Source organism: Sulfuriferula sp. GW1 (assembly GCF_047300855.1).
GTDB lineage: Bacteria > Pseudomonadota > Gammaproteobacteria > Burkholderiales > Sulfuriferulaceae > Sulfuriferula.
Genome location: NZ_CP170197.1, coordinates 2702841 through 2725192 on the forward strand (window position 1 = coordinate 2702841; position 22352 = coordinate 2725192).

General features: G+C 57.2%; 22 protein-coding genes. 8 read left to right on the top strand and 14 right to left on the bottom strand.

Annotated elements, in window-relative coordinates; all coding sequences use genetic code 11:
• Positions 1–41: 41 nt before the first annotated feature.
• From ACFDAU_RS13415 to ACFDAU_RS13475, 13 genes are all read right to left on the bottom strand, one after another.
• Positions 42–3131 carry a tetrathionate reductase subunit A gene (locus tag ACFDAU_RS13415; RefSeq protein ID WP_413437399.1) on the bottom strand — a complete coding sequence of 1030 codons (3090 nt, stop codon included), beginning with the start codon at positions 3129–3131 and terminating at the stop codon, positions 42–44.
• Positions 3132–3141: 10 nt separating this feature from the next.
• On the bottom strand, positions 3142–4230 hold the full coding sequence (gene nrfD, locus ACFDAU_RS13420; RefSeq protein ID WP_413437400.1) for an NrfD/PsrC family molybdoenzyme membrane anchor subunit: 1089 nt from the start codon (positions 4228–4230) through the stop codon (positions 3142–3144).
• A 2-nt stretch (positions 4231–4232) separates the two neighbouring features.
• Positions 4233–5051 (bottom strand): sulfate reduction electron transfer complex DsrMKJOP subunit DsrO, encoded by an 819-nt coding sequence (gene dsrO / locus ACFDAU_RS13425; RefSeq protein WP_413437401.1) that lies wholly within the window; start codon positions 5049–5051, stop codon positions 4233–4235.
• A gap of 276 nt (positions 5052–5327) precedes the next feature.
• Entirely contained in the window at positions 5328–5648 is a 321-nt protein-coding gene (locus tag ACFDAU_RS13430; protein ID WP_413437402.1) for a DsrE family protein, read from the bottom strand.
• Between the two features lie 41 nt (positions 5649–5689).
• Positions 5690–6481: a sulfite exporter TauE/SafE family protein gene (locus ACFDAU_RS13435; protein WP_413437403.1), complete on the bottom strand. Its 792-nt coding sequence runs from the start codon at positions 6479–6481 to the stop codon at positions 5690–5692.
• A 363-nt stretch (positions 6482–6844) separates the two neighbouring features.
• The gene (locus tag ACFDAU_RS13440) at positions 6845–7630 is read right to left on the bottom strand and encodes a class II glutamine amidotransferase (RefSeq protein ID WP_413437404.1); all 786 of its coding nucleotides are present in this window, start codon (positions 7628–7630) and stop codon (positions 6845–6847) included.
• 18 nt (positions 7631–7648) lie between these two features.
• The gene (locus ACFDAU_RS13445; protein WP_413437405.1) at positions 7649–8221 is read right to left on the bottom strand and encodes a TlpA disulfide reductase family protein; all 573 of its coding nucleotides are present in this window, start codon (positions 8219–8221) and stop codon (positions 7649–7651) included.
• Positions 8169–8708, bottom strand: coding sequence for a hypothetical protein (locus tag ACFDAU_RS13450; RefSeq protein ID WP_413437406.1), 540 nt, complete (start codon positions 8706–8708; stop codon positions 8169–8171). Before ACFDAU_RS13450 ends, ACFDAU_RS13445 begins: the two co-directional genes overlap by 53 nt.
• Positions 8709–8858: 150 nt before the next feature.
• Complete coding sequence (locus ACFDAU_RS13455) at positions 8859–9203, bottom strand: DsrE family protein (protein WP_413437407.1); 345 nt, start codon at positions 9201–9203, stop codon at positions 8859–8861.
• Between the two features lie 11 nt (positions 9204–9214).
• Positions 9215–10531 carry an MFS transporter gene (locus ACFDAU_RS13460; protein ID WP_413437408.1) on the bottom strand — a complete coding sequence of 439 codons (1317 nt, stop codon included), beginning with the start codon at positions 10529–10531 and terminating at the stop codon, positions 9215–9217.
• Positions 10532–10549: 18 nt separating this feature from the next.
• Entirely contained in the window at positions 10550–11284 is a 735-nt protein-coding gene (locus tag ACFDAU_RS13465) for an MBL fold metallo-hydrolase (protein WP_413437409.1), read from the bottom strand.
• Positions 11285–11408: 124 nt separating this feature from the next.
• Complete coding sequence (locus ACFDAU_RS13470; protein WP_124704880.1) at positions 11409–12074, bottom strand: ArsR/SmtB family transcription factor; 666 nt, start codon at positions 12072–12074, stop codon at positions 11409–11411.
• A 53-nt stretch (positions 12075–12127) separates the two neighbouring features.
• Positions 12128–12790, bottom strand: a complete 663-nt coding sequence (locus tag ACFDAU_RS13475) for a class I SAM-dependent methyltransferase (protein WP_413437410.1) — start codon at positions 12788–12790, stop codon at positions 12128–12130.
• Between the two features lie 109 nt (positions 12791–12899).
• Between ACFDAU_RS13475 and ACFDAU_RS13480 the strand changes: the two genes are divergently transcribed.
• Both ACFDAU_RS13480 and ACFDAU_RS13485 read left to right on the top strand, forming a co-directional pair.
• On the top strand, positions 12900–13736 hold the full coding sequence (locus ACFDAU_RS13480; RefSeq protein WP_413437411.1) for a substrate-binding domain-containing protein: 837 nt from the start codon (positions 12900–12902) through the stop codon (positions 13734–13736).
• 12 nt (positions 13737–13748) lie between these two features.
• On the top strand, positions 13749–16004 hold the full coding sequence (locus ACFDAU_RS13485) for an EAL domain-containing protein (RefSeq protein WP_413437412.1): 2256 nt from the start codon (positions 13749–13751) through the stop codon (positions 16002–16004).
• Here the strand turns inward: ACFDAU_RS13485 and moaC are convergent.
• Positions 16001–16477, bottom strand: coding sequence for a cyclic pyranopterin monophosphate synthase MoaC (gene moaC / locus ACFDAU_RS13490; protein WP_413439549.1), 477 nt, complete (start codon positions 16475–16477; stop codon positions 16001–16003). The genes ACFDAU_RS13485 and moaC overlap by 4 nt on opposite strands.
• 40 nt (positions 16478–16517) lie before the next feature.
• Between moaC and ACFDAU_RS13495 the strand changes: the two genes are divergently transcribed.
• The 6 genes from ACFDAU_RS13495 (at position 16518) to soxB (ending at position 22241) form a co-directional block, all read left to right on the top strand.
• On the top strand, positions 16518–17939 hold the full coding sequence (locus tag ACFDAU_RS13495) for a M48 family metalloprotease (RefSeq protein WP_413437413.1): 1422 nt from the start codon (positions 16518–16520) through the stop codon (positions 17937–17939).
• 253 nt (positions 17940–18192) lie between these two features.
• Positions 18193–18513, top strand: a complete 321-nt coding sequence (gene soxX / locus ACFDAU_RS13500) for a sulfur oxidation c-type cytochrome SoxX (RefSeq protein WP_413439550.1) — start codon at positions 18193–18195, stop codon at positions 18511–18513.
• A gap of 30 nt (positions 18514–18543) precedes the next feature.
• Positions 18544–19011, top strand: a complete 468-nt coding sequence (gene soxY, locus ACFDAU_RS13505; RefSeq protein WP_413437414.1) for a thiosulfate oxidation carrier protein SoxY — start codon at positions 18544–18546, stop codon at positions 19009–19011.
• Between the two features lie 58 nt (positions 19012–19069).
• Complete coding sequence (gene soxZ, locus ACFDAU_RS13510) at positions 19070–19384, top strand: thiosulfate oxidation carrier complex protein SoxZ (RefSeq protein ID WP_413437415.1); 315 nt, start codon at positions 19070–19072, stop codon at positions 19382–19384.
• 74 nt (positions 19385–19458) lie between these two features.
• On the top strand, positions 19459–20340 hold the full coding sequence (gene soxA / locus ACFDAU_RS13515; RefSeq protein WP_413437416.1) for a sulfur oxidation c-type cytochrome SoxA: 882 nt from the start codon (positions 19459–19461) through the stop codon (positions 20338–20340).
• Between the two features lie 176 nt (positions 20341–20516).
• Positions 20517–22241, top strand: a complete 1725-nt coding sequence (gene soxB, locus ACFDAU_RS13520) for a thiosulfohydrolase SoxB (protein ID WP_413437417.1) — start codon at positions 20517–20519, stop codon at positions 22239–22241.
• Positions 22242–22352 lie beyond the last annotated feature (111 nt).

Here is a 22352-nt window from a genome sequence, read left to right on the forward strand (position 1 = left end):
ATTTTTCCTCTATCGCCTGCTACAAGCCCCACGGCAGCCTCCTAAGCGCGCGCGACGGTGGCCGGCAAGCCATTGCGCACCGAGGTCCCCGACACCGGGTCCACCCACACTGACTTGCCCTGGCGGGTAGGATCCGCCAGTCCCAGGTCGTTGAGATTGACTCCTGCCCCGATAGCCGGCTCGTCGGGCTGGCGCGCACCACCGATGCGGTGCGCGCGGGCGCCCAGTTCCTTGTGGCCGAAGCCGTGCTCGATCGCCAGTACGCCGGGCATTACGCCGGCATGCACGATCACCCGGCCGCGCACGCTGCCACCGGGGGTGCGGATCACCGCGGCGTCGCCGCTTTCCAGCCCGAAGCGGGCTGCGTCCGCCGGGTGCATCAGTACCGGATTTTCCGGGTGGATGCCGCGCAGCCGCGAGGCGGCGATGGAATAGGAATTCTGCAGCGCCGACTTGAAGCTGACCAGTTGCAGCGGCCACTCGGCTTCCGGATAAAGCTTGCGCATCGGCGTGCCGTCGGCGAACACCGGTTCGGTCCAGGTGGCGCAGCCGGTGAAGCGTTTGCCGGTGATGCTGTTTTTTGTCGCGCCCAGGTTTTCGTTGTAGATCTGCAGGCCCTTGTCGTAGCGGTGGGTCATCCATTCCGGATTGTCCTCATCATAGGTTTCCTTGGCAGGCTGATAGCGCCCGCCGCGGGCCAGGATGAAGGCCACCTTGCGCACTTCCTCCGGCTTCAGGGTGCGTTCCAGCTGCGGCCGCAGACGCTCGACGCCGGACAGCAGGATATCCTCGTCGCTGGCGTCCGCCACCGGTTCCTTGCCGAGCCAGGCGATGTTCGCGCCACCCCGCAGATACCAGTCTTCCGGCCGCTCCAGCGGATAGGTGTTGCCGTCCATGTCGGCGATCGCGCCGGGCCCGAAGCCGGGCAGCGCCATGGCCTTGGCCAGGGCGATGAAAAAGGTTTCCACGCCGATCGCCTGGCCGTCTGCCAGCTTGTCCGCCTTCGGCTCCACCACCGGCCAGCGCGCGGTGCTGGCCTTGGTCGGCACCGCGCCCCAAGCCGAGCCCCAGCCCCAGCTCTCGTACAGCAGCGCGTCGGGCACGATGTAATCGGCGAAGGCGTTGCTCTCGTTGATCAGCGGATCGATGGAAACAATCAGGGGGATTTTTTTCGGATCCGCCAGATCCTTTTCCACCTGCGCGCGCAGGCCAGGGATTCCGTAGACCGGGTTGGCGCTCCACAGGAACAGCGCCTTGATGCCATACGGGTATCCGTTGGCGGCACCGGTCAGCCACTCGGTGGCCAGGGCCGGCGCGTTCGGAAACCACGGTGCCTGGGCCGGATAGGCCTTGCCTGCCGCCTTTTTCGCGGCGAACTCGGCGGTTTTCTCGTATGGCACGTTGCGCCCCAAAGGGACACCGGAGGGCTTGATCATGCCGGGGAAATCTGCCAGGTTGTAGCGTGGGTCGGCACCATCATCCTTGAAGCCGCCGCCGTTCATCACCAGCCCGCCCTTCCAGTTCAGGTTGCCGATCAGGGCGTTCAGGGTTACCACGCCGTATGCGTTGTAGAAACCGTTACCGGCCATCATGCCGCCGTGGGCGATCGCCGCCGCGCGCTTGCCGTGGCTGGAGAATTCCCTGGCCAGACCGGTGATGGTGGGTGCCGGGACGCCGCAGGCAGCAGCGTATTCGTCCAGGCTGTGGGCGAAAACCTGCTCGCGCAGCAATTGCAGCGAGGATTTGACCTTGAGCGGTTTGCCACCGGCCTCGACCGTACTATCCACCAACAGTTGCGCCGAGCCGGCGGCCTTGTCGTGAAACACCGGGTGACCCTCGGCGTCGAGCACCACGAATGGGTCACCTTCCTTGTAGCGAGCCTCCTCGGTCAGCGCCAGCCCCAGATCGGAACCACGCAGGAAGCGCCCCTGGCGCGGATGGCCAGGTTCGGCGATGACCAGATGGGTGGCGTTGCTCCAGGACGGCTCGCCGGCCGCCTGCGCCACCGCAGGGTTGGGGTGGGAAAGGTGTTTCGCGTCGTAGCGCTGGTTCTCGAACAGCCAGCGCATCATACCCATCACCAATGCGCCGTCGGTACCGGGTTTGATCGGAATCCAGCGCGCGCGGTCGCCGGCGGCAAGGTTGCTGGCGTTGGTCAACACCGGATCCACCACCACGTAGTTCAGCTTGCCCTCGGTGCGGCCCTTGGCCACCATTGCCCCCTGCAGTTTGAAAGGATTACCCGCCTGGCCGGGGGCGGTACCGATGAAAAGTGCGAATTCCGTATTGGCGAAATCCGGCTTGCCGTGGGGCATTTTTTTCATGTCACCGAACAGCGCGCCGGAGCCGGAGCGGTAGGCGCCGCCGCAATAGGAGCCGTGCCCGACAACATTCAGCGAGCCGTAGGCCTGCTGCATGAAACGCTTGCCGAAGGCCAGGCGGCCGTCGTTGAAGTTGGTGAAGAGGGCCACCTGGTTGACTTTCGGCCCCAGTTCCGGGCGCTGCGGGTCGATCGGGGTGGTCAGGTCGCGCAGGGTTTTCAGACCTGCGACCTGCCCTTCTCCGAACAGGTTGCCGCCTTCGGTCAATTCCCGCACCAGTTGTTCGAATGGAATCGGTTTCCACTGTCCCGAATTGCGCGGGCCGACCCGCTTCAGCGGGCGCAACACCCGGAACGGCGAGTCCATCTGCTCCAGTACCGCATTGCCGCGGCCGCATGCAGTTGAACGTCCCGCCAGACCTTTGTCCTGGAAACGGGAAAGGGCGACGAAGCTGTCCCGGATCGACGCCTTCATTGGCATGTGCGGCACGGTGGACAACGGGCTGTAAGGGTTGCCGGCGACGCGCAGCACCTTGCCGCTGGCGCGGTCGATGCGTACCCGTACGCCACACATGGTGGTGCAGCCGAGACAAGCGGTATAGCTCACCTGCTGAGCCAAGTTCAGCTTCAGTGTCCCGGTTTCCGGATCGATTTTGAACTCCGGTTCGAGGGAGGCGCCGTAGAATTGGCTCTTCGGCTGATTGTGGTCAAGCAAGGGGCTGAGCATGCGCTTGGCGGTGGCGCTGAAGCCGGCGCCGAAGGCGACCAGGCCACCGGCGATAAGAACCTTGCGACGATTGTTGGTAGTCATGGCGTGCTCCTTAAGCTTGGGCGCGGCGTTGGCCGGCCCAGGGCAGAACTGAGATAAGGATGATCAGAACAGCGATCCACAACCCGGCAGTGCCGAGGATGCCGAGCATGCCGTCCTGGCCGAGGGGCAGATGGTAATCGTGGTAATAACCGGCGCCGGTTTTGGGGATTTCCTGGCCGCCGATGAACACCGTCCAGCGCATCATCCAGGCACTGTGCAGGGCGATCAGACCAGCCGCCAGACGCCAGGCTGGGTGCCGGACGGCAAGCCAGAGCGTGACCATGGCGCTACCGGCGGCCCACACGGCGGTGATCTGCCATGCGCTCGAGGGCGCCACTTGCGCCAGCGCGTTGGCGTGAGTCGGGGACAGTCCGGTTACGCCCAGCAGCAGCCATGCGGCGCCAACAGCCAATACCAGTACCTGGGTCGCCGCCAGCAGGCGCAACAGGTGGGCTCCATGTGCTGCGCGGCCGTCGCCGATGACGCGGTCCAGCACCAGCACCAGACCGATGGCGCCAGCCACTGCGGTGATGAAGAACTGCACCGGCAGAAGCGGCGTATCCCAGAGGGGCCGGGCGCGCACCACCATCACTTCCATGCCGGTATAGAGTGCCACCAGCGCAGCGCCGGTCAAGGCAAGCACGGCGGCGATGCGGATCGCACCCAGGCTGTCATGGCCACCGTAGGCAAACGCCCGGTAGACGCCCGCCCAGCGTCCGCCGGCATCGGCCAGACGCTTCAGATCCGGACGCAGTATCAGCCAGGTATAGAGCGTCAGCCCGCCCAGGTAGAGTGGGATGAAGAAGGCGCCCCAGGCCATCCAGGAACCGAAATTGGGGTGCAGGTAGAAATTGAGGAAGCGGCCGGGCTGGTGCAGGTCCGCGAGCAGGGCCACGGGTGCGGTCAAGCCGCAGGCCAGCGCGCCCAGCAAGGCCAGACGGCTCGCCCGCTCCCAGGCGGGCCGTCGCAGCACGAACCAGGGCACAGTCAGCAGAAAACAGCCCACGGACAGGCCAATCAGGAAAAAATACTGGACCGCCCAAGGCAGCCACGACACTTCGCGGGCCACGTTGACGACTTCGACAATGGATGTGCTCATGATCAACCTCCGTGCTCACTCGGCCGCCACAGGGCGGCCTGGCCCTCGACACGCCCCTGGAAACGGGGATCGAGGCCGATGTAAAAAACGTTGGGGTGGGTGCCGGATTCCGGCTTGAGCACCTTGACCGCGTTGGGTTCCGTGCGTTTGGCGGCGTCCAGCCTGCGTCGCAGCTCACCTTTGGGATCGTTCAGGTCGCCGAAGATGCGCGCGCCGCCGACACAGGTTTCGACGCAGGCGGGTAGCAGACCAGCGTCGACCCGGTGCGCACAGAAGGTGCACTTGTCGGCCTTGTTCGTATCGTGGTTGATGAAGCGCGCGTCGTAGGGGCAGGCCTGGACGCAGTAGGCGCAGCCCACGCAGCGGTCGCCGTCCACCACTACGATACCGTCGTCACGCTTGAAGGTGGCGCCCACCGGGCAGACCGGCACGCAGGGCGGAGTGTCGCAATGGTTACACAGGCGCGGCAGCACGTAGGTGCCGACCTGGGTATGGCCGTCCACCTCCTGCGTCACGGCGTAAGTGGAGACGATGGTGCGGAAGCTGTTCACCGGCACCGCGTTTTCCATGATGCAACTGACAGTGCAGGCCTGGCAGCCGATGCACTTGCGCACATCCACCAGCATCGCCCAATGGTGTTTGCCTTCGGCGGCACTTGCGCTGTTCAAGGGCAGCGCCGCGCCTGCAGTAATCACCGGTAGCGCCCGCAGAAAGGCGCGGCGGGATTGGAAAAGCGTATCGTCGGACATGTTCGGACTCCTCTTCGAGAATGCACTTGTAGAGTAAGCGCACGAAGACCATGCCGCTAGTGGACAGATCATGTACCCGGCTAGGTACTTTTCCTTAGAGAGTGATGTGGCTGGAGATTTTCAGGCCGTCTGAAACCTGATGAAAAGGTTTCACCTAGGAGGCAGATGTCTATGAGAGAAAACCGGCCCGCTGGGAGCCGGGCGGTGTTCCTGAATTTCGCTGCGAAGCTGGAATACCCGCAGTCGCGAGCAGATCGGGGGCTTGGAAGAATTTTGCCTACTGCACGACACAAGCCGCAATTCCAGGCTGCTCGCGAATGGGCATTCATTTCTCTGCAACCCGTCGCGCTAGAAAGTCAGCACCTTGTCGCTGTCGCGTGCAATCCGATACAGGTCCTGCATGGTGGAAATCTCGCAAACGCCGGTATCCGTGCTATCCCGCAGCTTCAGACAGGTGCCACATGCCTGTATCCTGCCGCCCGCCGCAATGAACTGATCCATGGCTTCCGTTACCTTGAATTTTTCGTTGTCCAGGCTGCGGCATTCCACGCCCTGGGCCAACAAAAAAGCCGCAACCACATCCCCCTCCTTCAAGGCAAACACGCCCAGCCGGAACGCATTCCACACTGTTTCGCTGTCGTTTGAATACACTATTATGCCGAGCTTCATGACTGCCTCCTTGAGCTACGAAGGTGCAACTGCCATTTCCCTTAAAAGATTACGCTTTTGATCAGGATGTAGGTAGCGACGATCACCAGAAAGATCCCAAAGCCACGCTTAAGGTTATCCGGCGAAATATGGTGTGAAATCTTGGCACCCACAAAGCTGCCAGCGATGGCAACAGCGGTGAATGTGCCCATTAGCGCGTAGTCCACGGGCACCACACCGAGATAGCCCGTAAAGCCGGTACCGGAGTTCACCGCCACAATGGCAAGCGAGGTCCCGACAGCCTGTTTCATGGGAATGCCGGAAAGTAAAACCAGCGCGGGAATAATTAGAAACCCCCCACCCACCCCCACCATCCCGGTGAGCAACCCAACCGCCAACCCGAGTAATGCCACGTATCCTAGATGCGCGGGCAAGCCCTCGGCATGCAGCGCTATTTCAGGGGCGCTGCGCACCACGTCTGACCCGACGGCGGCGAACCGGCGCTTTGGCTTCAGCATCCTGTACGCTGCCGCATACATCACGAGCGCAAACAGCCCCAACTGCAGCACCACTGGCATGAGTATGCCGAGCTTTGTTCCCGCATACGTCCCCAGCATGCCGCAGAGCCCAAAAATGGCCGCCACTTTCAGATTGACATTGCCGGCTCGAAAATGGTTGATGGCGGAAATGGTGGCGGTGATGGACACAATCCCGAGGCTGAGTGCGATGGCTGATTTAGGATGGACCCCCAATAAGTATACGAGTGCAGGAATCGTAACGATTGATCCCCCGCTACCCAGCAGCCCCAACAGGATGCCGGTGGATATCCCGGCTAGAATGACCAGTAATGTCATGATGATCTCGTTTCAAAAATGGAGATGGGAGTTATCGTGGCCCATGTTTTACAAAGTACGATATATTCAACTATTCAAACGAACATTTGATAATATCCTCTCATACATCAGAGAAGACAAGAAATAACTGGCGAGAATATCCAGGCGCTAATGCAGGGCCCAGTCGCTACGTTGTATATCTTCAGTAATGGGTATTGGTGGCAGATGGCGGAGCGCCGGAACTGCTTGGCCGGTGAGTGGCAAAAGGTCGACTGTTTGCGGAAAATGCGGGGTTTACTGATGGTCACTGCACGGCAGACATCGTGCACCTGCGGAATGGTCCGCTGTTTTGGAGCAAATCGACGATCCTTCAACGGAACGGAGTTATTGGAAGGCCGCGGCTTTTTTTGGCGGAAGTGGCGGATAGGTCTTCATATCCCCGACCAATCGTCCGTGGCGGTATATCCTCAACTCTCCAGGCTCAAATGGCAGCCATGGCGCGCATGATGGGAGGGGTTCTGTCGCGATGAGCGCCACTTCTAACGCACCCATTCCCAGGTTTTGGTCGTGGCGCTCCAGATAGTAAAGCCGATCATGGGCATAGGCGACGAGGTATTCGCCATCCGAGATCAGGAAATTGAACTGGCCATAGGAGGCAACCGCTTCGGCCACGCGCGCGACGGTTTCAAGCCAAAGCTCGCCCGTCAATTGCAGCGTGACGTGCGACTGCCGCGCAATATGTCCAAGCAAGTAGCAGAAGGCATATTCGGAATCCGTCTGCCCATCGGGATGGCATACCGCTTTTTTATTGGCTTGCTCCACCGCTACAATTTCCGGGATCAGGCCATTGTGGGCAAACATCCATACCTTCCCACAGCACACCTGCTTGAACGGATGCGTGTTCGCGAACGTGTTAACCAGCGGGTATTTCGCCTTGCGCACGTGCGCGAGAATCAGGTCGGAGCGTAGTGTTTCGCCCATGCGCGCGAACAGTTCGCTTCGAACGGCTGGCAGAGGTTCTTTGACGAGCCGAAAGTTGGCGCCTTCCTTATACGAAAGGCCCCAACCATCCGGGTTGTCCCCGGCGCCACCACCACGAGCACGGAAATCACGCAGGCAAGAAGCAGCTTCAATTGGCCGACTGCTATTCAGTCCAAAAAGCTCGCACATCGGCGTTCTCCACGGCAATCACTTATCCGCCTTGATAAGTGCCTTGATCTGCTTGATCAAGCGGGGGTCGTCGAAACGTCTTCCGCCAATTGCACGATATACGATCCGCCCCTCCTTGTTGACAATAAACGTGGTGGGTATGCCCATTACTGACCAGGACTTGAGAACCGCAGAATCGCGGTCAAGCACAATGGGAAACGTGGGCATGGTATCCAAGGTTCCGGTAAAGCTGAAAACGGCATCAGAATCTTCCCCCACGTTCACCGCCAGCACGCCAAAGTTTTCTTTTCCAAGCAATAGCCAAAGCCGCTCTAGGGAGGGCAATTCCTGCCTGCATGGGGGACACCAAGTAGCCCAGAAATTGACTAACACCACCTTGCCTCGTAGATCAGATAACCGGTGCGATTTCCCATCTATATCGAGCAGAGAGAAATTCTTCGCCAAGGGTGTTCCCGCCACTTGCGCCAGGGTTTGGGACTGTTCTGCAACGGCCTCATTTATGCACAGGGTAAGGCAGATTAGCCCGCTCACCAATAACCTAGCGAGAATCCCTGTCCGTGGCACACCGAACACCGGCAAGTATGCTTTCATGCAACACCCCTTTGCTTGTCCATCGAAACTTCAGATCGAACTTGCTTCCCATCGGCAGCCTGTATGTGGTCATGCCCTGGTTCCAATCTCCCGGCTCGAAACTCTGCTTCATGGGAAACTGCGACCAGCGAAAGGCGATACGTGCGGATTCGGGTACTTGGTTGGCTTCCCATTGACGCTCCCAATCTGCCTCGAGTTTGAGACCTTGCTCACCTTTTGGGGTGGAGATACGCCAATTGTCTAGCGCGGTGGACACAGCCGCAGGAACAGAGTCATTGCGAAAGATTGTCTGGAAAACGCAGGTCGAAGCATATTCATCGACGGATTTTCGATCAAAACCACGCGCAAGAAAAAAGGCGCGTGCCTGGTCCGGGCTGATCTGAGTCAGGCTCAGAAACACTCCATGATCCTTGCTTTCCCACGTTTCAACCATGTTTTTTGGGTTAACCACGTGGCGTGTACCGGCCGCACTTGCCACCGTATTCATGACAAATAATGTGGCCAGAACAGCCGCGCTCAGGGCTCGGAGTGAGGGGGCGGCACCGCAATCCATGAAAGCCCACCAATAAGCATGCCAAAATTTAACTTTTCGAGTTATCCGCACAGATTTCCTTTTGTGTAAGGAAATAACGATGGTTCAAAACGTGATAACTTCATGGGCCTGAGTCATTTGTGCGCTCAGCGCTTTCATGGAGCCTTTTGACACGCCGGGCAAAAGGTAAGCTTCTCCCCAGCCCATCTTACGCATCGTGGAGCCACATACAAAGACCTGCATTCCCACATCCATCATTTCGTAAAACAAATTACGGCAGGGGTTGTCCTCGGCGAGCTTCGGGTCAGCCAGCCTGGCGCCTTCTTCTACCAGAAACAAAACCACATCCTTATCGTCCGCCATAAGCGCACCCGCTAGCCGTACTGCGGTTAGCGCCCGGTTGTCTGTGGCTTCCGGCGAAGCATGTAAAACAATTAACGACTTTGCCATATTCTATCTTCCTACTCAGCCGGATTCAGGCGCGGATGGGTTTCCTCACCCCACACCCATACGATCAAACCCGAAACCAGCATGGCGATGGTCACGAACCAGAATCCGGAGTTGATGGCACCGCTCAGGTTCGCCACCAGTCCCAGCGCCAACGCGCCGATGCCGTAGCCGAGGTCGCGCCAGAAGCGGTAAATGCCGATGGCTGAACCACGCCAGTTGGGATGCGCAATATCTGCCACTGCGGCACTCAAGTTTGGGTAGAGCAAAGCCATACCGAAACCCGTCACGGCTGCCGAGAATGACCACCAGAAAATCCCCTCACCCATGAGCATCATGCCCACGCCCGCACCGCAAATCCACATCCCCCACACGATGGGCTTCTGCCGGCCGATGTGGTCGGACAGTTTGCCGGTGACCAGCTGTGACCCACCCCAGACGAACCCGTACACGCCCACCACCCAGCCAATGTTGGGAAGGCTCAAACCATGCTGATAGAGATAAAGCGGGTAGAACACCCAGACCAGCGCATCCACGAATTTTTCCACCAGTCCGGCCTGGCTGATGACGGCCATGCGCCTGTCGCGCCAGGACATCAGGGTGAAGACCTCCCAGGTGGTGGGAGTGTCGGAAATGTTATGGGGAAAGCGCGGTTTCGGCCCTTTTGATTGACCCGCAGCATAGCGTGCGCCTTCTGCCTTGGCCCAGGGCAGCGTATCTTTGACCCAGAACAAGGTCAGCGCGATGGCCAGCACGATCACCACCAGGCCAAAGATGAGCAGTCCCTGGCGCGCTCCAAACGCAGCCGCCATATAACCGGTGATGATGCCGGCGATGGCCACCCCCACGTAGCCGGAAAATTCATTCAAGCCGATGGTGAGGCCGCGCTGGTCGGCACGGGTGATATCCAGCTTGGATGTCTGGGTCATGGACCAGGTGAGTCCCTGGTTGACACCCAGCAATACCGTCGCCGCAACAATCCAGCCCCAGCTCGGGGCATACAGGATCATGAACGGGATAGGCAACGCCGACAGCCAGCCCAACAACAATACCCGCTTGCGGCCGATGCGTTCGGACAAACGTCCCGCCACGAAGTTAAGCGGACCCTTAACGAAACCGAACGCCACCACAAACGCCATGAGCAGCAGGAACGAACCCTTCGGCACACCGAATTCGGACTCCGCCAGGGCCGGTACCACGGTGCGCATCATGCCCAGCGTCAGCCCCACCAGCAGTACCTGGAACAACTGGTGTAAGAATTGCACCCGATTGTGGCCGATACCATGTCGGTAATCCTGATAGCCTGCCTGGTGCGAGGTCGAAGTGCTCATCCAATCATCCCTGTCTCATCAGGCCGCGATATTCGCCGCCACCATTTTGTCCATCTCCGCCGGGCGCGGCGGAATTTCGCTGGTGAGATAGCTCACGAACTCATCCCTGACGGTGATATGCAGCCCAGGATTGAAGCGTTTTTCGAAACCGATGGTGGAAGACGGTTTGCCGGAAATGCCCGCGCCGCAGGCGCTGCCTGCCTGGTGGCCGGGGAAGATTTCGGTCTCGTCCGGCAGAGTCAGCAGCTTGGCGTGAATGCTGTCGAACAACATGGCGGCCATCGCTTTTTCGCGCCCGGCAAGATCAGGGCGGCCGACGCTGCCCACGAACAGGGTATCGCCGGTAATCACGAACCAGGGTTGTTCACCGCGGCGCTTGTCGGTCACTGCCAGGCAGATGCTGTCCATGGTATGGCCGGGGGTATGCAGCACCTTGGCCACCACATTCCCGGCCTCGATGACGTCACCGTCGTGGAGGGGATGAAACGGAAATTGCACCACCGAAGCATCGCTTTCGTGCAGGCAATAGTGCGCGCCCACCATTTCGGCCAGCTTCCTGCCACCGGAATAATGGTCGGCGTGAACATGGGAGTCGATCACGTGGCTGATTGTGACATTGGCCTTTTTAGCCTCCTCAATGAACCATGCCTCGTCGCCCGCGACCACATCCACGGCAATGGCTTTACCAAGGGTGCCGCAGCCGAAGAAATAGGAAAGTGAAGACTCTTTAGTAGCTAGCTGTTTGAAAAACATGGGTTCCTCCGTGAAATATTTCTGATCAAAAATTAGTATTCAAACGAATATTTGAATATTGGACAAAAAATATACCCAAGTCAACCAAAACATAGAGGGAAAACCCGAAAAGATCAAAAAGTATTCAGTTTTTTTCCACCGGCAACAGGTCTGCTTTCCACTCCGGGTATCCGTCTTCCAGGCGGCGTGCCTTATATCCCTGGCTGCGCAGCTGGGAAACCGCCTCATATGCGAACATGCAATAAGGCCCCCGACAATAGGCAACCACCTCCTGGTTCGTCGGCAACTTGGCCAGATGTTTGGACAGGCTGTCCAGAGGGATACTGATTGCGCCTGCGATATGGCCTGCCTGGTATTCTCCTGCCGGTCTGACATCCACCACCACCGCCTCGCCACTGCTGACCAGTTGCAACAATTCTTCACGCTTGACGGGTTTCAAGTCATCCAGGCGGTCAAAATTCTCCCGGACTATGCGCTCGACTTCGGCAAGATGGCGTTCAGCTAAACGACGCAATCCGCTCAGGATGTTGGGAATCTCGGAATCATTGAGACTATAGATGACCTGCAACCCCTCCTTGCGAGATTGCACCACGCCGCTGTCACGCAGTATTTGCAGGTGATGTGAAGTATTTGCCACCGGTATCCCGGTGGCATTCGCCAGCCCTTCTACACTGCGTTCACCCTGCGCCAGCGCCTCAAGCAACTCAAGTCGACTGGGACTGGCCATGGATTTGGCCACCTTGGCAAAATGCTCATAAAGCTTCTTTTTAGGAGAAATAGGCACAGACATATAAAAATTAGGCGCTCAAAAACGAACAGTGATTGATAATTTACTGGCAATGCTCAGACTACATCCGCGGTCACTACGAAAAACGAACCCAGCGGCAGACTGGCAGGCAATACACTTTCCAGTTGCTGCGCAATCCAGCCGCCTCCCGGTGCAAAAATCGAAAACGCCATACGCAGATTCCGCACCGGCTGGTCGGCGAACAGTTCGCGTACCTGTGCCACGGTATGCCAATGTGCGCCGTGATAAGCGCCCTGTCCGCCGCCGCGACCTTTTTGCCAATAAAGCAGACTATGCCGGTTCAACAAGCCCAGCGCAATCCGGCGCCTGGCCACCCGCAGCATCTCCGCGAGTGCAAGGCGCTGATCGGGGATAAAACACAACGCAGTGACCGCCATCACCAGGTCAAAGCCGCCAGCAGCGAAAGGCAGTGCAAGCGCACTGCCGTTTACATAATTTTCCGTACCCACAGCATGGCGTGCTGCAAACGCCAGCCAGTCCCGGTTCGGATCCAGTCCGGTAACGGCAGACTGGCTCCCTCGCGCAAACCGACGGGTGAAATAACCGGTACCGCAACCGACATCCAGCATGCTCTCTCCGGATTGAGGCTCAAGCATACGTCGCAATAGACCGGATTCGGTTTCCCCGACCCAGCGTCCGCGAGGCGTCTGGTACCACGCGTCATACTCAGCCGCCTGCATCGCACCCCCTGAAGCCATTTAAGATTTTCGTGGATATACCGATAAGTAAGTCAAACCCGGAGTTTGAATTTGGTCACATGGTTTAAATAATCAACGATACGACCTGCCCAACCAAGGAACCACCCACATGCTGCATTTTAGAGCCATCGCACTATTCCTGGCTGGGTTAATTTTCGCTAGCGCGGCCAGCGCTGGTCTGACCGAGCCTGTTGACAACAAACTCAGGATAGGTGGAACCGGTTGCGCGATCGCCACAATGCAAACCCTCGGCAAGGCGTTCACCAAAATCCATCCTGAGGCCACGGTTGTCATCACGCCCAGCCTGGGTAGTAGCGGCGGCATCAAAGCTATGCTGGCCGGCTCTATTGATCTGGCGATCAGCAGCCGCGACCTGAAACCGGCCGAACGCGCCCAGGGAGTGCTGGCAAGCGAGTATGCCCGCACGCCATTCGTATTCGCCGTCTCCCCGCGGAACAGTGTTGCAGCCATTACCACAAACGAGCTGGTCAGGATATACAGCGGTGACAGCACGCTCTGGCCTGACGGGAAAAAACTGCGGCTGGTACTACGTCCGCCGGAAGAGTCGGATACGGACATTGTCAAAAGCATGTCCCCGGAAATGAACCGGGCGATGCAAATCGCATTGGCGCGGGAAGGCATGATTAGGGCAATCACCGACCAGGACAGCGCAGACAAGCTGGAAAAAATTCTTGGCGCCATCGGCACCTCGACGCTGGCACAAATCATTTCCGAACAGCGTGCGCTCAAACCGCTGATTTTGAATGGCGTCACCCCAAGCCTTGATACGCTGGCAGAAGGGAAATACCCCTATTTTAAAACCTTGCTCATGGTAAGCAGCCCGAAGCCTAGCCCGTTGACCCAGGCATTTATAGCCTTCGTGCGTTCCGCCGTAGGCCGCCAGATCCTGGCAAAAAATGGCCAATGGGCAGCGCCCGCCAAGTAAGCCTCGAATGCCATGACGCTGCCTGACTCAAGACTGGTACCCAATGCGACCTGGCTGGCGGGCATCTTTGCCGGCTTGATCGCACTCGCTTTTCCGCTGTTGTATTTTAGCCTGAGCTACCAATACCAGAGCGCATCAATGCAAACGGAAGTGGAATTCAACGCAGCCAACATTACACATTTGATCAACGCCAACCCTGAATTGTGGCAATTTGAAGAGCACCGCCTCGTCAGCCTGCTCACCGATCAAGCTTCAACCACCCTGCCCGAGTCGCGCCGTATTGTCGACACCAAGGGCAGGCTCATCGCGCAAAGTCAGGAAAAACTCATCCCCCCGTATCTATCACGCTCTGCCGATCTGCTGGATTCCGGCAGCATAGTCGGACGCGTTGAAGTCATCCGGTCCTTGTCTCCACTACTACTAGATACTGCAATGGCAGGACTGCTCGGCCTGCTGCTGGGCGGGGTGACTTTCATGGTTTTCCGCACCTATCCCGTGCGCGCACTGAAACGCGCGCTCAACACACTGGCCAATGAAAAAGAGCGCGCCGAGGTCACTCTGCACAGTATCGGGGATGCAGTCATTACCACCAATGCCAACGGCTGTATCGAATATCTCAACCCTGTCGCCGAGCAGCTGACCGGCTGGAGCAACGCTGCTGCACACGGACAGCCTTCTTCTCAAGTCTTCAATATCATTAATGAAAATACCGGTGAATTGCTGGACAACCCGGCGGAAAAGGCGGTCCGGGAAAATCGCATCGTCCCCGCCACCAATCATGCCGGCCTGATCAAGCGCAATGGAAAAATCATCCCTATAGAAGACAGTGCCGCCCCCATCTGCAACAGCCATGGCCAGATCATAGGTGCCGTGCTGGTGTTTCACGATGTCAGCCATGCTCGCGCCATGGCGATCAAGCTCAGCCACCAGGCCAGCCACGATGCCCTGACCGGTCTCCTGAATCGGCACGCATTCGAGACCCGCTTACAGCAGGTGCTTGAAAATGCGGCGCGGGAAAACAGCTATCACACCTTGTGCTATATGGATCTGGACCAGTTCAAGATCGTCAACGACACTTGCGGCCACACGGCAGGCGATGAGCTGTTGCGGCAGCTGTCGGCCGAACTGCGCGCCCAGGTGCGGGGCTCGGATATCCTTGCGCGCCTGGGCGGAGATGAATTCGGGCTGCTGCTGGAAGGATGCAGCATGAACATGTCCGACATCATCGTCGGAAAATTGCTGCAGGCAGTCAGGGATTTTCGCTTCAATTGGCAGGAACAAACTTTCTCGGTAGGCGTCAGCATCGGCGTAGTCAGCGTGCATGCCAAGTGCGGGGGTCTGATGGAAATCATGCGCGCTGCGGATTCCGCCTGCTATACGGCAAAAGACCGGGGCCGCAACCGCATTTACGTATACCAGCCCGATGATCACGAGGTGGCACTGCGGCGCAGCGAAATGCAATGGGTATCGCGCATTACCAAAGCCATTGATGAGGATCGATTTCGCCTTTATTTCCAGACTATCCGACCGATCATTTCCGGCGCACAGGGCGCTCATTATGAAATCCTGCTGCGCATGCTGGATGAAGACGGAAAAATCATATCGCCGGCTTCCTTTATCCCGGCCGCCGAACGCTACGGCCTGATGCCGGCCATAGACCGCTGGGTCATCCAAAATACATTCGCCAAACTCGGGCGGCTTTACCGTGGAGGTACGAAGCAGCTGCTTCATACCTGCTCCATCAATCTTTCCGGCACTTCCTGGGCAAATGAAGATCTGGTGGGTTTCATCTGCGAGATGGCTGCCCAATACAGGGTTCCTGCGCGCGTGATCTGTTTTGAGCTCACCGAAACTGCCGCCATCACCCATCTCAGCAAAGCCATTGCATTCATCCGTGAACTCAAAAGCGTAGGCTTCCGATTCTCGCTGGATGATTTCGGCAGCGGCGTCAGTTCGTTTGGCTATCTCAAGCAACTTCCCGTCGACTATCTGAAAATTGACGGCGGCTTTGTCAGAAACATGATCGACGACAAAATCGATCTTGCCATGGTGGAGACGATCAATAACATCGGCCACATCATGGGCATCAAAACCATAGCGGAGTTTGTGGAAAACGAAGCCATACTGGAAAAACTCACCCATATGGGTGTGGATAACGCTCAGGGCTACGCCATTGCCAAGCCCTTGCCACTGGATGATATTATAGTTGGAGCACCTGCCGTAACGCTGCCGCAGGAATTATCCGCATCCCTTATGGCGGTACATTAACTCGAGCGCCAATGACCTGATTTCCCGCCCTGTTTTTCCTGCAGATGGATCGTCTCCATCCGCATTCCCCGATCCACTGCCTTGCACATGTCATAGATAGTAAGCAGCCCGACGCTGAGCGCAGTCAGCGCCTCCATCTCCACGCCGGTTTTGCCCACCGTTTCGGCAGTCACCCGGCATTCAATCGCGGAATCCGTCTCCTGCACCAGAAACTCCACTGATACGTGGGTAAGTGCAAGCGGATGGCACAATGGAATCAGGTCAGCGGTACGTTTGGATGCCATGATCGCGGCGATGCGCGCGACACCCAGTACATCGCCTTTCTTGGCATTACCGTCGAGGATCATTTTCAGCGTGGCAGGCTGCATTACGATGCGCCCGGCCGCTACCGCAATGCGCCGGGTATCGGATTTATCGGCCACATCCACCATCCGGGCATGGCCACGGTCATCGAAATGAGTGAACTGGTTCATAGTCAGGAACTGGAAAACAGAAGTCGTTATCATAGCATTCATGAAATCAGCTTCCTTATTCCTGGCTTTGTGCCTGGCCAGCCAGCCGTTATTGGCCAGCGAACTACCAGACCTTGGCGATGTCTCGCAAGGCGCGTTTTCACCGCATGACGAAGCTCGGGTGGGCACCAAAATCATGCGCGAAATTTACGCTGAACCGGCCTATTATGACGATCCCGAACTCACCGATTACCTCAACAATCTCGGCTACCGCCTGGTGGCTGCCAGCCCGGAAAATCGCCTCTCGTTCCAGTTCTTTGTGCTGCGCGACCGCACGCTGAACGCATTTGCCTTGCCGGGCGGGTTTATCGGCGTCCATACCGGCCTGATTGAAGCCACCCAGAACGAATCCGAACTGGCGGGCGTGCTGGGCCATGAAATCGCCCACGTCACCCAGCATCATCTGGCGCGCATGATCGAAAACCAGAATCAGGGCATCATCCCGTCGCTAGGCGCTTTGGCAGTAGCGCTACTTGCTGCGCGTTCCAACCCGCAAGTGGCTACTGCTGCCATTGCCACGGTACAAGCTACTTCCATCCAGAAACAGCTCAATTTTTCTCGAGACAATGAACGCGAGGCCGACCGTATCGGCATACAAATCATGAGCAACGCGGGTTTTGACCCGCGCGCCATGGCAACTTTTTTCGAACGCCTGCAAAAAAACAGCCGTCTATATGAAAATAACGCTCCTGCTTATCTGCAGACCCATCCGCTGACCTCGGAACGGATTGCCGATATGCAAAATCGCTTGGTCAGCCTGCCCGTCAAACAGGTTGCAGACAGCCTGGAGTTTCAATTGCTACGTGCCAAACTGCTGGCCAGCGAAGGCAGCCCTGAAGCAGCCGTCAAGCGTTTCTCCGAAGCCATCCGCGCTACCCGCTATAACAATCTCGCGGCTGAACGTTACGGGCTGGTAGTGGCGCTGCTGCGCGCACGCCAGTTCGAGCGCGCGGATCAGGAGTTGAACCGGCTCAACCAGTCGGGTGCCCGCAGTCCGATCATTGCCATGCTGGGTGCCCGGATCAAGCAGGAAGCAGGCGACATCGAGGCTGCACTAACCCGCTATCAGGCTGGACGCGAGCGTTTTCCAGGTTATCGGCCACTGCTATATGCAGATGCCAATGCCTTGCTGCAGGCGGGCAAAGCCGAAGCAGCGCTGGCGCTTGTCACCGATCACCTTGCACTGTATCCGGACGATTACCGTCTGTACGAGTTACAGTCACGTGCCTACGCCATGCTGGGCAAAGATTTTTTGCGCCATCACGCCCAGGCTGAAGCCTATGTGAGGCAAGGCAATCTTGATGCCGCCATTGAGCAGTTGAAGTTGGGTCTTAAAAGCCACGATGGCGATTTTTATCAGATGTCCATTGCTGAGGCGCGCCTAAAAGAACTCATGACACTCAATAAACCAGACAAACCATAAGTCTCCTGAAACATTCATCGTGCGCTGATTTGGTATAAACATACCGAATGTCATGTTTTTGCAAAAAAAAACGCGGTCAAGGGCTTGGACAAGCAAAAATTTTGCACTATGCTTGCCGCATCCTTAGTTTGGATAGGCAGACTGGAATGCCTTCACGGCAAACCGGAAAATCATTCAGTTGCACCCACAATTAGACTAGGAGGATGACATGCGTGCAGGAGCATCACTAATCTTGACCGCAAGCATAGTCGGCATGTTCGTTATGGCCAACTACGCGGTGGCAGCAGACGCACCCAAAGAAGAAACCGGCAAGTCGATTGCCTTTGACAAAGGCAAAGGCAATTGCCTGGCGTGCCACGCCATGCCTACCGTGCCGGACGCGGAATCCGCTGGCACCATCGGACCACCGTTGATCGCCATGAGCGCGCGCTATCCGGACAAAGCCAAATTGCGCGCCCAGATATGGGATGCCACGGTTGCCAACCCTCAAACCGTCATGATTCCGTTCGGCAAACACAAGGTGTTGACTGAACAGGAAATCGATAAAGTCACCGATTTCGTATACGGCCTGTAATCCAGGCTCAAAATCACCTAGGAGAAATGAATGAATGAATTGCGTAGAAATATCCTGAAAAGCGCCGGCGCGGCTGGCGTGGTTGCCATGGCAGCTACCGCAGGACTGCTTAAGTCCGGCAATGCGCTGGCCGCCTGGAACAGCAACGCGTTTGCCGCGAAGTCCGTTTCCGAAGCAATCAAGAGTCTGGGTTTGCCCACGCCTACAGATAGCAAGTCCATCACCATCAAGGCTCCGGATATTGCTGAAAACGGCGCTGTCGTTCCCGTGGAAGTACTCAGCACTCTTCCCGGCACGACCAACATAGTCATCATGTCCGAGAAAAACCCCACCGTTCTGATTGCTGATTTCAAGCTCTCCAACGGAGCTGAGGGATTTGTCTCTACCCGTATCAAGATGGCACAAACATCCATGATACGCGCCGTAGTGACCGCAGGCGGCAAGACATACACTGCTGCCAAAGAAGTGAAAGTAACCATCGGTGGTTGTGGCGGTTAACTGACGCATATCTTGCCCGGCATCTGTGTCTTAATAACTTAGCTTAGAGGAATTCAAAATGGCAGAACCAATGAAAATGCGCGCATCCATTAGTGGCGATGTGGCCGATATTAAAGTATTGATGAATCACCCGATGGAATCCGGGCAACGCAAGGATGCCAAGACCGGTCAGCTTATTCCTGCGCACTTCATTGATGAAGTGCATGCCACGCTTAACGGCAAGCCCGTGCTCGACGCCCAGTGGGGCGGTGGCGTGTCGAAGAATCCGTATCTGGGATTCAAGGTCAAAGGCGCCAAAGCCGGCGACAAAGTGGAAATCAGCTGGAAAGATAACAAGGGTGAATCCAATAAAGTTGACGGCGTGGTTTCCTGAGTTTCAACCAGGCTAAACCAGGTGCCAGGGCCGACACCCTGGCGTCACCCGACAAATATCAAACGGAGGACGGCATGAAAACGACAACGTTTCGCGGGCCACAGGCGAAGTCGCCAAAGGCGCACGGCAAAAAAATTCTATTGGCATTGGCTGGGGCCGGGCTCCTGTTCGGCACACTGAATGCAAGCGCCTCACCAGAACAAGATCGCCAGAACCTGCTTAATTTTTATAGCAGCAAGTATCCGGACATCAAAGCCGGGAATTACATCTATGGTGCGCTGGCATTCGATCCCGATGCGATGGCACAATACAACAGCATCATGGATTTTCCACCCTTCAGCTCGGTAGTTGAGCAGGGCAAGAAGATGTGGGAAACACCATTCAAGAATGGCAAAACGTATGCAAGCTGCTTCCCCAATGGCGGCAAAAACGTAGCAGGCAACTATCCCTATTTCGATGACAAGGCTGGCAAGGTTGTCACTTTCGAGATGGCCATCAATGCCTGCCGTACCGCCAACGGTGAAGAGGCTTACAAGTATAACGACATGAAGACCATGGGCACTTTGACATCGTACGCCCGCACGCTGTCGGACGGGATGCCGATGAACATCAAGGTGCAGGGCCCTGCCGCCACTGCTGCCTATGAAGCCGGCAAGAAGCAGTTCTACAGCCGCCGTGGTCAGCTCAACTTTTCTTGCGCCTCCTGCCACGTCGCCAACGCCGGCAACCACCTGCGTTCCGAAGTGCTCTCCCCTGCAGTCGGCCAAGCGACGCATTGGCCGGTATTCCGCGGCGGCGAGAATCTGGTGACCTTGCAGGAACGTTACGTGGGTTGCAACAAGCAGGTCCGTGCCGTGCCTTTTGCGCCAGGTAGCGTGGAGTACAACGACCTGGAATACTTCCATTCCTACATCAGCAACGGTTTACCTCTGAAGGCCTCGGTATTCCGTAAGTAAGCAACCGTTCCATCACTAGGCGAAGCCTGGCGCCAGCCAGCTTCGCTTTTTTTTTGCTGGGCCAAGCCAATCCGCCACACTTGGATGATTAATACCATTTACTTCACCTGTCAGCCCACTAAAATAGGCACACCAGAAACCAGCAATACCCAACAACGCATTGAGGAGCTTAGCAGATGATGAATCGCCGCGAATTTTTACAGATCCTTGCCGTCGCTGCCGCGTCCGGCATGGCGATTGACAACAAACAGGCATTGGCTGGAAATGCACCTTCCAGCTTTTACGATCTGCCAAAATTCGGCAACGTATCGCTGATGCATATGACCGATTGCCATGCACAATTGCTGCCGATTTATTTCCGCGAGCCGGACGTCAATATTGGGGTAGGGACTGCAGTCGGCCAACCGCCGCATCTGGTGGGTGAATACTTTCTCAAGCATTACGGCATCCGACCCGGCACACGTGAAGCGTATGCCTTCACCTACCTCGATTTCGCCGCCGCCGCGCGTACTTATGGCAAGGTAGGGGGATTTGCCCACCTGAAAACGCTGGTGGATAAAGTACGCGCCTCGCGCCCCGGCTCGCTGTTGCTGGATGGCGGCGATACTTGGCAAGGCTCCGCCACCTCATTGTGGACCAAGGGCCAGGACATGGTGGATGCAGCCAAGCTGCTGGGCGTCAACGTCATGACCGGCCACTGGGAATTCACTTATGGTGCCGAGCGCGTCAAACATGTTGTCGATAACGATTTCAAGGGGTACATTGATTTTGTTGCCCAGAATGTCAAAACCAACGACTTCGGCGACCAGGTGTTCAAGCCGTATGTGATCAAAACCATGAACGGCGTGCAAGTGGCAATTATCGGCCAGGCTTTCCCCTACACGCCGATTGCCAACCCGCGCTACATGGTGCCGGACTGGAGCTTCGGCATCAACGACGACGACATGCAGAAAATCGTCAACGAGACGCGCGCCAAAGGCGCCCAAGTGGTCGTGGTTCTGTCCCACAACGGGATGGACGTTGACCTGAAAATGGCGTCTCGTGTGACCGGCATCGACGCAATTTTCGGCGGCCACACCCACGATGGCATCCCCTTCCCATCCCAGGTCAAGAACGCCAAGGGCACCACACTGGTGACCAATGCCGGCTCCAATGGAAAATTCCTTGGGGTAATGGATTTTGATGTGAAAAACGGCAAGATCGCTGGCTGGAAATACCGCCTGCTTCCGGTTTTCTCCAACCTGATCGAACCGGACGCAAAAATGGATGCGCTCATCAAAAAAGTGCGTGCGCCATACATTGCCAAACTGGATGAAAAACTCGCAGTGACCGAAGAACTCCTGTATCGCCGCGGGAACTTCAACGGCACCTTCGATCAGCTTATCCTGGATGCGCTGATGACGGTCAAAGGCTCGGATGCAGCGTTCTCTCCCGGCTTCCGCTGGGGTACCACCCTCCTGTCCGGAGATATCATTACCATGGACCACTTGATGGATCAGACGGCCATCACCTACCCGTCCACCACGCTCAACGAAATGACCGGTGCAACCATCAAGAGCATCATGGAAGACGTCTGCGACAATCTGTTCAACGCCGACCCCTACTATCAGCAGGGCGGTGACATGGTACGCGTAGGCGGTATTCAGTACACTGTCGCTCCCAACAACAAGATTGGCAATCGCATCAGCAACATGACTTTGAAAGGCAAGCCGGTCATGGCCAATAAGAAGTACAAGGTCGCCGGCTGGGCACCGGTGGGTGAAGGCGTATCCGGAACGCCGATCTGGGATGTGGTGGCTGAATATCTGCGAGACATCAAGGTGGTCAAGCCACGCACGCTGAATGAGCCGAAAATCGTCGGTATCGGCAAAAACCCGGGCATCGCTCCCAACCTGATCTGAGTTTTCCTGACCGAAAAAAGGCCGCCATGTGCGGCCTTTTTTTGTTTTCAACCAGTTACGCGTGAATTTATGCTGTATCCGGGCTAAAATGTGCCGATTCAATTGAACCTG